13 protein-coding genes and 1 pseudogene are annotated in these 12,667 nt (G+C 47.2%); 10 read left to right on the top strand and 4 right to left on the bottom strand.

Translation table 11 applies throughout. The annotated features are described in order from the left end of the window. The 3 genes from BN1234_RS16390 to BN1234_RS16380 form a co-directional block, all read left to right on the top strand. A partial coding sequence (locus BN1234_RS16390; RefSeq protein ID WP_054957742.1) for an ABC transporter permease occupies nucleotides 1-705 on the top strand: 705 nt, incomplete at its 5' end. Between the two features lie 33 nt (nucleotides 706-738). Further along, a complete protein-coding gene (locus BN1234_RS16385; protein WP_054957741.1) occupies nucleotides 739-1,575 on the top strand; it encodes an ABC transporter ATP-binding protein in 837 nt (278 codons plus the stop codon). After that, a complete protein-coding gene (locus BN1234_RS16380) occupies nucleotides 1,572-2,387 on the top strand; it encodes a TatD family hydrolase (RefSeq protein ID WP_054957740.1) in 816 nt (271 codons plus the stop codon). The genes BN1234_RS16385 and BN1234_RS16380 overlap by 4 nt, the downstream gene beginning before the upstream one ends. Before the next feature lie 90 nt (nucleotides 2,388-2,477). Here BN1234_RS16380 and BN1234_RS16375 read toward each other — a convergent pair whose 3' ends face one another. Beyond that, nucleotides 2,478-3,245, bottom strand: coding sequence for an exodeoxyribonuclease III (locus BN1234_RS16375; RefSeq protein ID WP_054957739.1), 768 nt, complete (start codon nucleotides 3,243-3,245; stop codon nucleotides 2,478-2,480). 197 nt (nucleotides 3,246-3,442) lie between these two features. Here BN1234_RS16375 and BN1234_RS22535 point away from each other — a divergent pair, with 197 nt between their 5' ends. Next, nucleotides 3,443-3,589, top strand: a complete 147-nt coding sequence (locus BN1234_RS22535; protein WP_170308067.1) for a hypothetical protein — start codon at nucleotides 3,443-3,445, stop codon at nucleotides 3,587-3,589. 85 nt (nucleotides 3,590-3,674) lie between these two features. On the opposite strand, the gene nfsA is transcribed toward BN1234_RS22535, so the two are convergent. Together nfsA and BN1234_RS16365 are read right to left on the bottom strand one after the other, a co-directional pair. Next, nucleotides 3,675-4,418, bottom strand: a complete 744-nt coding sequence (gene nfsA / locus BN1234_RS16370) for an oxygen-insensitive NADPH nitroreductase (RefSeq protein ID WP_054957738.1) — start codon at nucleotides 4,416-4,418, stop codon at nucleotides 3,675-3,677. 194 nt (nucleotides 4,419-4,612) lie between these two features. Next, nucleotides 4,613-4,813 (bottom strand): cation transporter, encoded by a 201-nt coding sequence (locus tag BN1234_RS16365; protein WP_054957737.1) that lies wholly within the window; start codon nucleotides 4,811-4,813, stop codon nucleotides 4,613-4,615. A 424-nt stretch (nucleotides 4,814-5,237) separates the two neighbouring features. Here BN1234_RS16365 and BN1234_RS16360 point away from each other — a divergent pair, with 424 nt between their 5' ends. The 4 genes from BN1234_RS16360 (at nucleotide 5,238) to BN1234_RS16345 (ending at nucleotide 9,569) form a co-directional block, all read left to right on the top strand. After that, nucleotides 5,238-5,861 carry a DUF5317 domain-containing protein gene (locus BN1234_RS16360; protein WP_054957736.1) on the top strand — a complete coding sequence of 208 codons (624 nt, stop codon included), beginning with the start codon at nucleotides 5,238-5,240 and terminating at the stop codon, nucleotides 5,859-5,861. 273 nt (nucleotides 5,862-6,134) lie between these two features. Beyond that, nucleotides 6,135-7,988, top strand: a complete 1,854-nt coding sequence (locus BN1234_RS16355; RefSeq protein ID WP_054957735.1) for a bifunctional diguanylate cyclase/phosphohydrolase — start codon at nucleotides 6,135-6,137, stop codon at nucleotides 7,986-7,988. An 89-nt stretch (nucleotides 7,989-8,077) separates the two neighbouring features. Further along, the gene (locus tag BN1234_RS16350) at nucleotides 8,078-8,308 is read left to right on the top strand and encodes a YczO family protein (RefSeq protein WP_054957734.1); all 231 of its coding nucleotides are present in this window, start codon (nucleotides 8,078-8,080) and stop codon (nucleotides 8,306-8,308) included. Nucleotides 8,309-8,423: 115 nt separating this feature from the next. Continuing rightward, a complete protein-coding gene (locus tag BN1234_RS16345) occupies nucleotides 8,424-9,569 on the top strand; it encodes an ArnT family glycosyltransferase (RefSeq protein ID WP_054957733.1) in 1,146 nt (381 codons plus the stop codon). 15 nt (nucleotides 9,570-9,584) lie between these two features. Here BN1234_RS16345 and BN1234_RS22930 read toward each other — a convergent pair whose 3' ends face one another. Then, nucleotides 9,585-9,710: a hypothetical protein gene (locus BN1234_RS22930; protein WP_281177653.1), complete on the bottom strand. Its 126-nt coding sequence runs from the start codon at nucleotides 9,708-9,710 to the stop codon at nucleotides 9,585-9,587. 58 nt (nucleotides 9,711-9,768) lie between these two features. Here BN1234_RS22930 and BN1234_RS16340 point away from each other — a divergent pair, with 58 nt between their 5' ends. Then, on the top strand, nucleotides 9,769-12,183 hold the full coding sequence (locus BN1234_RS16340; RefSeq protein WP_054957732.1) for a UvrD-helicase domain-containing protein: 2,415 nt from the start codon (nucleotides 9,769-9,771) through the stop codon (nucleotides 12,181-12,183). A gap of 305 nt (nucleotides 12,184-12,488) precedes the next feature. After that, a pseudogene (locus tag BN1234_RS21985) lies at nucleotides 12,489-12,667 on the top strand (MFS transporter); the annotation flags it as partial.

Below are 12,667 nucleotides of genomic sequence, written 5' to 3'. Positions count from 1 at the left end.
ACATGCTGGCAGCTGGCTGTATCCTGGTTTCATGTCGAGGAGTGGATTCTGCCTCCGCCTTCGAATATTGCAAAGGAAGCCGCCGCCAGTTCAAAAGGCTTGCTTGACCATACCGCCGCCACCCTACAGCTGACGCTGCTGGGTTTCGCGATCGGTACGGCGATTGGACTCATCATCGCACTGATGCTTCATCTGGTCCCGTGGTTAAAGAAAGCACTGTACCCGCTTCTGGTCATGAGCCAAAATGTACCGACCATTGCGCTGGCTCCGCTGCTTATGATCTGGTTCGGATTCGGCATTCTTCCCAAGATTATCGTCATTACACTTGTATGCTTTTTCCCGGTTGCGGTCGCAGCCATGGATGGGCTGGCAAGAACAGATCGAACCATGCTGAATTACATGCAGATGGCAGGGGCAAGCAAGTGGCAGACCTTCAGCAAGCTGGAGCTGCCCCATGCCCTTCCTTCTATATTCTCGGGTGTCAGGATTGCGGCAACGTACTCGGTTATGGGTGCTGTTATCGGTGAATGGATCGGATCGGAGAAAGGCATTGGCTATTATATGATGATGCAGAAATCGGCTTATCGTACAGACCGTGTGTTTGTCGCTATTTTTATCATCGTCTTGTTGAGCTTGTTCATGGTTGCGCTTGTCACACTGCTGGAAAGACAACTCATTCGCTGGAATCCCAAGCAGAATAAGTAAACGGACTAATTACAATAAGGGAAGTGCTCACCGATGAAAACAGAACTACATCCTATATCTCATCAGGGCAGAAATCATCAAGAGCGATTGAATTCACCCTCCTCTCCTCCTGCTCTTGAGGCGCGTGAGATCTATAAATCATTTCGTGACCGCAAGCAGGAGGTCCGGGTATTAAACGGCCTTTCACTCACGGTTCAGCCCGGACAATTCGTCTCGATCATCGGTCCATCCGGCAGCGGCAAGAGCACACTGTTTCATATTATCGGCGGGCTGACCGCACCTGATGGCGGAAGCATTCACATGAGTGGCACCGATGTGACCGGACAAAAGGGACGCATTGCTTACATGCCCCAGCAGCCTGCCCTGTTTCCTTGGCGAACCGTGCTGGACAATGTTCTTCTTCCGCGGGAGCTGGCCGGGATGTCCAGGGAACAGGCTTTAACCGAGGCTCACGAGTGGATTGAACGAGCCGGCCTTACCGGGTTCGAACAGGCTTATCCGCATACATTGTCGGGCGGCATGCAGCAGCGAACTGCCTTTTTGCGGGCCATGATGAGTCCCCAGGAAGTAATGTGCCTGGATGAGCCGTTCAGCGCGCTTGATGCACTGACACGCAGTGACATGCAGCGCTGGCTGCTCGATCTATGGGAAGAGCACCGCCGCTCTGTCCTGATGATTACGCATCATATTGAAGAGGCGCTGCTTATGTCTGATACGGTGTATGTCTTGTCCAGCCGTCCTGCTCAGGTACTTCAGCAGATCGAGGTGCCTTTTCCGCGACCTAGGCGGGAGAAAATTGTATCTGATCCGGAATTTCTGGCTTTGAAAAGCAAGATATCCGGGATGATGCGGGAGGAAATGCGAAAATGACTTCAGAATCCAAACCCTCCGGCATCTCGCCTTTAATCGACACGCATATCCATCTGGATACTTATCCGGAGGAACAACAGACCGCTATTCTAGATAATCGGCAAGGCTGCGGCCTAAAGTCAGTCATATCGGTATCTATGAATCTTGAATCTTCCCGTCGGAATCTGGAGCTGGCGTGCCAATATCAAGGATTTGTTGAGCCCGCCTTCGGCTTCCATCCGGAGCAGCCGCTTCCGTCCGATGATGAAATAAAGGCTCTCTTCTCCTTCATGGATGAGCATGTGAATGACATGGTCGCTGTAGGCGAGGTTGGTCTGCCCTACTACTCCCGGCTTGAAGCATTGGCTGCCGGCGGAGCATGGGATAACACGCTTTATGAGAACCTGCTGGAGCGGTTCATTATATTTGCCAAGCAGCATCACAAACCGATTGTACTCCACGCTGTTTATGAAGATGCAGATGCTGCCTGTGACCTGCTGAAGAAGCACGGGGTAACCTCTGCACACTTTCATTGGTTTAAAGGCTCCGCAGAAACACTCCAGCGAATGGCTGATGCAGGATATTACATCTCCTTTACTCCGGACCTTCTCTATGAGCCGGAAATTCAGGAGCTTGCAAGGGAGTACCCTCCAAGTCAGGTGATGACGGAAACCGATGGTCCATGGCCGTTTGAAGGTCCTTTTGCCGGACAAGTGACTCACCCTGTCATGACGGCTGAGGTTGCAGCAGCCTGGGCTGAAATTCAGGGAGTCAGCGTGAATGAAGCCCGGAGGATCCTGTACAGCAATGCCTGCCGGTTCTATGGTATATAGAGCAAGCATCCCCGAATTTCTCCCGTTAGAAAATGATTCAGAAATTTGGGGGCAAGAGCGATTGGAGGGATGCTTCTTCCGCGGAGCGCCTCACAAAATATGACCTTTTTTCAACGTAAGAGATACCGGACAATGATCGCTGCCCATGATATGACATTCGATCCCCGCATCCACCAGCTGATCTGATAGCCGGGCAGACATTAGGAAGTAATCAATCCGCCACCCGATATTCCGCTCTCTTACCTTTGCCATATAAGACCACCAGCTGTATACATCCTCCCGATCCGGATATAAATAACGGAAAGTATCTATAAATCCTGAAGTCAGCAAATCGGACATCTTCCCGCGCTCTTCAAAGGTAAATCCGGAATTGCCTATGTTTGATTTCGCATTCTTAATATCCAGCTCAGAATGAGCCACGTTTAAATCACCGCATACGATGACCGGCTTGTCCTTGTCCAGCCGCAGCAGATAGCTGCGAAACCGGTCTTCCCACTCCATCCGGTAATCTAGCCGGCTGAGGTCACGCTTCGCATTTGGTGTATATACGTTAACGAGATAGAAATCTTCAAACTCCAAGGTGATCGTTCTTCCCTCCGGTTCATGATTCTCCTCCAGTCCATACCACACGGACAATGGAGCCATTCTGGTGAACACAGCGGTACCCGAGTAGCCTTTCTTCTGCGCGTAATTCCAATATTGATGATATTCAGGGCCCAGATCCAGTTCGATCTGTCCTTCCTGCAGCTTGGTTTCCTGAACACAGAATATATCGGCATCCGCCTGCTTAAAATAATCAACAAAGCCCTTTGTGACACAAGCCCGCAAGCCATTCACATTCCACGATACTAACTTCACTATGTCATCCTCCGTTCTTCTATCATTCTATTATTCTATCATGCAGGTTCAAGGGCCACATATTAAACCCTGTTACCGGCATCCTATTGATGAATAGTAAGCCAAGCTGCGGAACAACCTAAAGGCTGGCGCTCCCTTCCACTAATGAGGAACGCTGTATGTATATGAAATTCAGTAAACCAAGGAGGACTAGGCACATGACTGGAAGAAACAACAAACCGAAGAATGACGGACCATCCAGCAGTCCGGATCGGCTGGATCAATACGGGGACAAGCTCGCCTCCCATAACGAAGAGGAGTTCACCTCTTCTATGAATGAAGAGGATTGCCGGGATCAGGATTAAGACTTAGTCCGGAATAACGCTACAACAAATAACAGCACATCCGCGAGGAATGTGCTGTTTCACTTTTGCTGATGAGTTATTTCATCTACCGCTTCAAAAATCCTTTGCTATTCAAGAAATCCTTCATATGAAGGCGGACCGGCTCAGCTAATCGCTTGGCCATAAAGCTTGACCATCCTGCAACAGGTTTGCCCCCGCTGCGGGCACGCATATATTCCGTGTAGGTATTGTCATAGGTCTTTACTTCATCTACCGTGCGCCGGGCATCGTAAGCTCCATGGTGAAGAACACTTCCTAAGGGAAGACGCGGCCGGATACCCGGATCTTGGTCAGGATACCCGACACACATACCAAATACCGGGTATACAAGCTCAGGCAGATTCAGTTGTTCTGCGAATTCGGCAATCTGGTTCCGCACACCGCCGATATATACAATGCCGAGCCCCATCGATTCCGCGGCAATTGCAGCATTTTGCGCCGCCAGCGCAGCATCGACGGTAGCCACGATAAAGTTCTCTGTCGAATCTACATACGTCGGCTGGTCACCGATTTGCGCTTCCGTTACTTTTTTCAACCGGTATAAATCTGCGCACCATACGAGGAACACGGAGCATTCCTCAATATATTTCTGATTGCCGGCTAGAGCCGACAGGGCCCGCTTCTGTTCCGGCTCGCTTACAGCAATCACGCTGTAGGCCTGGACGCTGCTTGAGCTGGAAGCCATCTGCCCAGCTTCAATAATCCGGTTAAGCTGTTCCTCGGTGACCTGTTGATCGGTATATTTACGAATCGATTTATGGTTCATTAAAAGTGATAATGTGTCATTCATCTTATTGTGTCACTCCTATGTCTCTGAATATAAAAAAAGCCAGTCCCCATTACCATTCTTCCATCTATTATGTAACCTCATTCTGGGCAGAGCAAGCGAATGAACCGATTTTTCCGCCAGCGCAATTAATATTTAGACAAAAAAAACCGCCAAGCTGTATCACCAGCCTGACGGTTCTTCTGATAAAGGATTAATTAAACGACATCGTATCCTTGTTCTTCGATCGTTTCCTTGATTTTCTCCACCGTGTCCTTGTTTTCATCATATTGCACCGTTACGGTGTTAGATGCCAGATCCACTTTCCCTGTCATGCCTGCATTCTTCAGTGCGCCTTCAACTGAATTCACACAGTGATTGCAGGACATTCCTTCTACGTTCAGCGTAATTTCTTTCATTGTAATTCCTCCTTTAATACTTAAGATTCTATACCCGGGAATATTCTCCCTTAATCTCGGTTTTGCTTAGAGATCAACTTCAGCTGCGTGTTAAATTATACTATACCCCCCTATATTATGTAAAGGGACATCCAGCAAGTTTTTGATTTTTATGAACGCTCATAATTGATCCATACACCCTTTTATAGCATGCCCTGAAAGTAATTTCATATTTTAAGATCGGTTCGAAAAAAGTTTGCTATTATATGTGAAAAAAAAGATATCCCAATCTCCACTGTGCTGGTATAATAACCTATATATACAGCCATTAATATTCCTTTTATTACATTATTTTCTTTTATTGCGTAACAAGAAAGAATTTCTACTTATATGTCGAATTGTTAACTAAGGGGAAATCTATGAAGCATGAAAGAAGGATTAAAGTATGGTTTTTGATGGTATTATATTAGGCTTAATTGTCGGTTTCCTTCGTGGAGGTTTACGCCAGGGATTGCTTCAATTCAGCAAGATCAAATTAAAGGGCGGCTGGATATTTCCCTTGCTGTTATTGCTCCAGTTCGCTATATTCCGTTTTCAGGACAACAACCAGGCACTTGCTGAATTAAGCAATTATGCCTTTATACTTATTTACATTGTCGGAATGGTCTTTCTATGGATGAATCGAGATCTTAAGGGTTTTCCCGCCATTTTAGCTGGTGTGTTTCTAAATTTCCTGGTCATGGCGGTGAATGGAGGCCGAATGCCGGTATCTCTTCAAGCGGCTTCTGTCCTTGACCCATATTATGTGGACATGCTCCAGAGCAACACGATCATTACGAAGCATTATCTTATGGATGCCTCAACTAGGCTGCCTTTTCTTGGTGATATCATTCCTTTATCCCCACCGTACCCGAGAAACCAAGCGATCAGCATAGGCGATGTTATCATGAATTTGGGTATTTTCTTTTATATCGTTCATCTAATGACATCTTCCAATGAGCCAACGGATCGACAAGATGATGTAACTGACTCCAAGCAACCTAATCTCGGTGAACCTCAAAATTTATAATATATTTCGAGTTCACGATTTTGTGAAAGGAGGGGATAAACATGAAAAAAACAGAAAAAATCAAGTATTCCCGCATCGTAATCAATGCTATCATCGTAGCTTCAGTTGTAGTTGCTCTGACATCCGGTTACAAATTCGGATGATGGTAAGATGCTTCTAACAGGGGACAGGCTGATAAATCAGCCTGTCCTTTTCATTATATTCGTTGTTTAAAATTGCGTTTTGTCTTAAAATGTGAAAAAACACATCATTGTACTCGAGGAGAAGTATCTTATGTCGATGTTTAAATCCCCTAACTCTTTCAAATTAAGTGCAAGCCACTTATACTTTTCTATTATCATCATATTAGGATGCGCTGTCTTTCTGTTCACAAATAGAGGGGATTTTTTGAACTATACTCCTTCTCAGTGGGTCTGGGTTTATGCAATGTTAGGAGCGACCCTTGTTTTAAATTATTTTACCTTTCAGCTACCTCCTGAAGGTAATACACAATCGATGGATTCCTCTGTTTATTTAGCTTGTATATTTATTTACGATGCTCCATTTGCATTGACTGTTATACTTTTAAATTTTATTGCTTCTATTATCTACATCAGAAAAATCCCGTGGTGGAAACACTTGGCGAACTTTTCTATCTATTCCATAATGATTGCAGGGTCTGCATTCATATTTAAAGTTGTCGGAGGACAGATCGGTCCGATTGAGAACGAGAATCTTCACGCATACATCGTGGCACTCATTGTTTATTTTGTCTTGAATGTATTTTTGATTGGATGCTACTACTATCTATTCTATAAAGGCACCATATACGAAGTCCTTAAGTCATTTGTAAAGGATACTCTACTGGTTTATCTCAGCACCTTGATTCTCTCACTTGTTCTGTCCGTACTGATCGTATATAACGGAGTTTTCGGTTTAGCCCTATTCATCGGTCTAAGCATCATGCTCTCCTATTCATATAAGCAATTGTTCATTATGTACAACGAAATTCAGGAGAAGGCAATTAAAGATCAGCGTACCGGACTTTACAACCACAGCTATTTCGAAAACCTGCTGGACGAAGAGATCAAAAATGCAAGAACCTTAAATACCCCGCTATCATTGGCTATGATCGATATCGATGATTTCAAAAAATATAACGATCAGTTTGGTCACCTGAAAGGGGACATGCTGCTCGGGTTTCTTGGCAATTTCCTGAAAAATGAATGTGCGCAGGCTGAGACAATCGCCTCCCGTTTTGGCGGAGAAGAATTTACGATTCTCATGCCGGGCTATAACGTGAATAAAGCAGAGCATTTCATTAATTCCCTACGCAAAAAATTGAATGACACCTATTACGAAGGTGTTGAGATCTTCCCAGCCGGTTGCCTCTCTTTCTCAGCTGGAATCGCAGATTATCGTGAGGACATCCATGATAAGTCCCAAATCGTCGAGCTCGCCGACCAGGCACTCTATTACGCCAAAAAACAGGGAAAGAACAATGTTCATGTATACGGCAGCGGCTCTTCCAAAGAGCATGATATCGATTTTGCCGAGGATATACGTGATATTGAGCAGCAGCTGAAGCTGTTCCTGTATAAAGATGTCGATACCTTTAAACACTCTAAACGTGTATTCCGCTACGCTATAGAGATGAGTGAAGTACTTAAGCTGGAAAGTGTGGAAAAACGGAATTTTGTGCTTGGTGCACTTATTCACGACATTGGTAAGCTCGAAATTCCTTGGGGGATTCTGAATAAAAAAGACAAACTGACTCCAGAGGAATGGGAAACCGTCAAGCGCCATGTCACCTGGGGTAAACGGATTGCCGAAACCAATGAAAAATTGAAGGATCTTGTACCTTATATCGAGCTTCACCATGAACGATATGATGGAGACGGGTATCCTCATGGTTTTAAAGAGACTCAAATACCGAGATTATGCCGAATGCTTACTATCATTGATTCGTTTGACGCGATGACAACTGAACGGCCCTACCAGAGAACAAAAACCATCGAGGAAGGCATTGCTGAGCTTCGAAGATGTTCTGGCACCCAATTCGATCCGGAACTGGTGGAGATATTCATTCAATACATGGAGCAGCGAATTCTAAAAATGAAGCAGCCTATTGCGGGCTCCAATCTATAGCTGCAAAGTTTCTCCTTTTCTCTCTCCAATGTTTGATACTTCCTAAATAAAGGTATAAAAAGAGTATCAATCAAAACGAGGTGATATCAATGGACGACAAAAAGAAAGATCTCCCGATAAATAACGGTCCCGGGCATACAGATCATCCTGAGCAGTATCCTACCGAGGAGGAAAGCTTGTTCGACCGGTTTGAAAGCGAACACAATGTTGATCCTATCCCTATGGAGGATCTCAATCTGGAGAAACAAGAAGAGAAACAGCGGGATGGAACTTCCAAACACCGGTCATCCACTGAAAATAAATACCATAGCGGTTTCTAATGACATGCCTTATGGGTGTCCACTTGCAGGGCTTCGTTTATAACGGAGCCTTTTAATTTGGCGGGATTTTATTTTAATATAGAAGAGAATTAACACATAGAGTGGAGTGGGCAAATTGTTTTCCATCTGGTCTTTGAGTCGTCTGAACCGAAAGCTGCTGCTTACGGTCATTACCGGGGTATTCTTAATGTCTTGTCTGTTGATCATTGCCGGCGGCAAGAATGGTCCTCAAGGCGCAATTATCGAAATGGAGCAAAAATATATAACCAGTGCCTCGCTGATCGGCCATCCCGATCACGAAGCTGCTTCTTCCGTTGTAATGCCGGGGGTACCGCTTATGATTGCCGGGCTTACCAGCTTGTTTGGAGATGAGGGACATGCGCTTACGGCTTACCGTCTGATCCAATGTGTTTTTCATGCTTTTTCTGTATATTTGGTGTTTGTCCTGTGCAGATACATGTTTAATACACCGACGGCGCTTATAGGCTCTGTCATCTATGCACTGTACTGGCCCGCATATGGTGTTGTTCGATTGATCCTGCCGGACACAACCATGCAGATGCTCATGCTGATGCTCGTATGTGCGGTCATTGGTGCACTGGAGTTCAAACAGGCTGGCTGGTATATTGCTGCGGGTCTCCTTACAGCCCTAGTAGCTTACTTTAACTTGCAGGCCTTGCTGTATCCTGTTCTCTTTATCGCCCTGTGGTGGAGATACCAGAGTCCATGGAAAGTCATCCTCATCGGGACGGCGCTCATTAGCGCCGGATATCTACTGGCCATGTCGCCCTGGTGGCTCAGTATCCCGTTATTTGAAAAGCTGATGTATCTTCCAGGCCCGTGGAATATTGCCCCCTTATGGCTGGATGCCCGCTTTATTGAAGGAAATCCGATTGTTCATCTGTTTCGAAGTGTATTCGGAGGATTATCCACGAAATATGCCGGGCGCTTTGATGATGTGGAGGCCCGGCGTGTTGTGCAGTCAGCACTGGACTTTGTAAGGCTCTTTCTGCTGTATGCAGGCGTTGCAGGTCTCATCTGGTCTGTCTGGAAATACCGGCTAAAACGGCAGCTTCCCGTACTGCTGACCTTATTGTATTTCATCGCTGCTGACTGGCTCGTTCCGAGTCTGGATGGAACTGGGTTCCCGTATGGCGTATTTATACTGATGTACACTGCGTTTCTAGCCAACAAGGCAGTCATCTATGCACATAAATCAAGCTTGCACCGCTCTTCCTCGCGCCATCGGAAGCTGCACTAAGCGAATATCAGCTGTTTATGCAAGAACCGGCAGCCTGTCTTTTATGACGGGCTGCCGGTTCTTCTGTCTTTTGAGATCGGAAGCTGTTGTCTTTAAGACGGTCTCTGCCATGGCATGGATAAGCATTTCCTTTGCCAGCATGCCCGTAATCCGGTAAACTGGATAAGCATTATTATTTCTTACATGAATGGTGAGTTACATGACATCCATACCTTTTTATAAACGACCGATGGGAAGTGAACGCAAGGACCTGCCTTTTGCAAAGCTCGCTTCCTCGCAGAGCAGCCGGGAACTGGTATGCAGCCAGGCAGCCGATGCGGCTTTCTTCCGGGGGCTTGAAGCAGAGGGGCTATATTTAAATCAGGCCCAGATCAAGGCGGTACGCCATCTCGAAGGTCCTCTGTTAACATTGGCCGGAGCAGGTTCCGGCAAAACCTCAGTCCTCGTTAGCCGTACCGGGTATCTGATGGCTGCCCACCGTGCAGATCCCTCCTCTATCCTGCTTGTGACCTTCTCTTCCAAGGCTGCAGCCGAGATGAAGGAACGAATCATGAGCCTGCCGGGGCTTTCAGCGAAGGAAGCGGCCAAGGTAACCGCGAGAACTTTCCATTCCTTTTTCCTCTATCTACTGCGAACCCGAGGGTTCAGACAGGACATTCTGGGCAATGCAAGACACCAGCAGATTATTATTAAGCGAATACTCCGGGAAATGGGCTTGCAGGACGGCTACGAAGCGGAGACGCTGCTCTCTCTCTGGTCCGCCTATCGCATGAATATGATTGGTCTTGATGAACTGCCGGGTAACACACCGGCGGAAGTCGAGCAAAAGCAAATTTTTGCCCGGTATGAAGCATGGAAGGAAGAGAACGGGCAGATGGATTTTGACGATATTCTCGTTCTATCCTACCGTCTGCTGACCTCAGACTCCAGGCTGCTTACCGCTCTGCAGCGCCGCTATCGCTATGTTATGGTCGACGAGTTCCAGGACACGGGTCTCCTCCCCTATGAGCTGTTAAAGATGATTGTTAAGCCTCACGCGAACCTGATGGTTGTCGGGGATGATGACCAGACGATATACAGCTTCAACGGTGCCCGAAATGAGTTCATTCTGGAGTTCGATCAGACCTTTCCCGGCGCCAAGGTTGTGACGCTTGATATCAATTACCGCTCGGTCTCGAGCATCGTTGGCCTGGGTAACGAAATTATTCGCGAGAATAAACGCAGACGTTCGAAGAAGCTCCAGTCTACCCGCAAGAGCGAACGTGTCCCCTTGTACCTTCGCCCGGGTGATCCGGATGAAGAGGCCGAGATGCTGCTTAAGCATATGCTTGAGGAAGTGAGCCAGGGCCGAAAAAGCTACAGTGATTATGCGATTCTATACCGTACATCGAACAACAGCCGGGCCATATTCGAGCAGCTCGTTATGAAGGAAATGCCGTTCATTCATTATGAGCAGGGAGATCTGTTCTATGAGCAGTGGATGGTCAAGCCGGTCATGGATTATTTACGCCTGTCCCTTAACCGCCGCGACTTTAAAGCGATGGAGGGCATATTGAACACCCTTTACATGAACCGGGACAAGGGCATGGCTTTTATTCATGAAAAGGACGCTCCGCGTCCGAAGAAAGGACCGCTGTCCCATCTTCTCTCCTATCCTGGCCTTAAGGACTTCCAAATCGAACAAATTCGGGAGCGTTCGAAATTAATCAAGTCCCTTAAAGCCTTGGAGCCTGCAGAGGCTGTACGTGAGATTCGGCTGCGCTTCTACGACAAATATCTTGAAGCAGACGGCGCGCACGATATTACCATGCATAAGGAGTTCATTCAGGAGGGGCTCGACGAGCTCGAAGCTTCAGCCAAACGATTTAAGGATGTGGCTTCCTTTATCCAATTCGTGGATCGTCTGATTGAGATTCATAAGGAAATGGCCGCACGCAAAAAAGACGAAACGGTTGATGCGGTGAAGCTGATGACGATTCATAAGGCCAAGGGACTTGAGTTCCCGTCAGTCTGTCTGATCGGAGCTTCAGAGGGGATCCTGCCGCATACGTCTTCGCTCGAAGCCGAGCATATGGACGACACCCATCCGCTTGCCTCCAAGCAGGATAAAGGAGGCGCGGCACTGGAAGAGGAACGGCGGCTGGCATATGTCGCTGTGACCCGTGCCAGAGATGAGCTGATCATTAGCTCTCCGGCTTACTACCGCGGACGTAAGGTCGAGGTATCACGTTTTCTCCAAAGTGTGTTTCAGATCGAAAGCGTGAAGACTACCTCCAAGGAACGAAGCGGCGAATCCGCTTCATCAAACCGTGGAAGCTCAGCTGCATTCCATCGTTCAAAGGGGCGTGCTTCCGGACAAGCCAGTACACGCTCATCTAAAGACAGCCTTCGTGTATCCGTTCGGCCTGCTGCTTCCTCCAGCCAGAGAGATGAAGCTTCACCTATACGAACGGAACCGGTAAAGGCCTGGCTTTGCACTGGCCCCGGCTGCCGGGGATGGCAGCGGATGGACGCGGGTGCGGCGAGAACCAAGACCCGTAAAGCTTGTCCGCTGTGCGGATCGCCTATGAAGACCGGAATGAAGGATGCTCCCGTTCCGGCCGGCAGACGGTAAGGCGGGACGACAAGTATGCTTAGCTCAGGATGGGTGAACATCCATAGGCCTTTAATTTTCTTAATATCACGGCAAAGAGCCGCACGGTGACTGGTTTATATCATCCAGCCTGCGGCTCTTATTTTTCTTATTACCGGGTATCCATGTCTCAGGTTCTATACTGCGGGGAAATATATAGAATAAATGCAGAGATCATCTTCTTTGCTGATGAACATACATTTCTGCTTGCCTTTAGCACGATTATGCGGCAAACTATAACCAAATTTATACAAACATATACATAGAAAAGGAGCCGTTAACATTTCATGAATGCTCAACAAAGTAATATCAAGCTCGTCGTCGCTGGACTGCTCCTCGGAATTCTCATGTCGGCGATGGATAACACTATTGTGGCTACAGCCATGTATACCATCGTGAAGGATTTGGGCGGTTTTGACCAGATCGTATGGGTAACCTCGGCCTATATGGTTGCCGTTATGGCGGG

The organism is Paenibacillus dakarensis, assembly GCF_001373415.1.
GTDB lineage: Bacteria > Bacillota > Bacilli > Paenibacillales > Paenibacillaceae > Paenibacillus_AQ > Paenibacillus_AQ dakarensis.
The sequence above is the reverse complement of the archived record's forward strand: the minus strand, read 5'-3'. Positions and strand labels throughout refer to the sequence as shown.

Coding starts and splice junctions, on each gene's coding strand:
- BN1234_RS16385 (WP_054957741.1), top strand. CDS start 739: ATGAAAACAGAACTACATCCTATATCTCATCAGGGCAGAAATCATCAA.
- BN1234_RS16380 (WP_054957740.1), top strand. CDS start 1,572: ATGACTTCAGAATCCAAACCCTCCGGCATCTCGCCTTTAATCGACACG.
- BN1234_RS22535 (WP_170308067.1), top strand. CDS start 3,443: ATGACTGGAAGAAACAACAAACCGAAGAATGACGGACCATCCAGCAGT.
- nfsA (WP_054957738.1), bottom strand. CDS start 4,418: ATGAATGACACATTATCACTTTTAATGAACCATAAATCGATTCGTAAA.
- BN1234_RS16365 (WP_054957737.1), bottom strand. CDS start 4,813: ATGAAAGAAATTACGCTGAACGTAGAAGGAATGTCCTGCAATCACTGT.
- BN1234_RS16360 (WP_054957736.1), top strand. CDS start 5,238: ATGGTTTTTGATGGTATTATATTAGGCTTAATTGTCGGTTTCCTTCGT.
- BN1234_RS16355 (WP_054957735.1), top strand. CDS start 6,135: ATGTCGATGTTTAAATCCCCTAACTCTTTCAAATTAAGTGCAAGCCAC.
- BN1234_RS16350 (WP_054957734.1), top strand. CDS start 8,078: ATGGACGACAAAAAGAAAGATCTCCCGATAAATAACGGTCCCGGGCAT.
- BN1234_RS22930 (WP_281177653.1), bottom strand. CDS start 9,710: ATGCTGGCAAAGGAAATGCTTATCCATGCCATGGCAGAGACCGTCTTA.
- BN1234_RS16340 (WP_054957732.1), top strand. CDS start 9,769: ATGACATCCATACCTTTTTATAAACGACCGATGGGAAGTGAACGCAAG.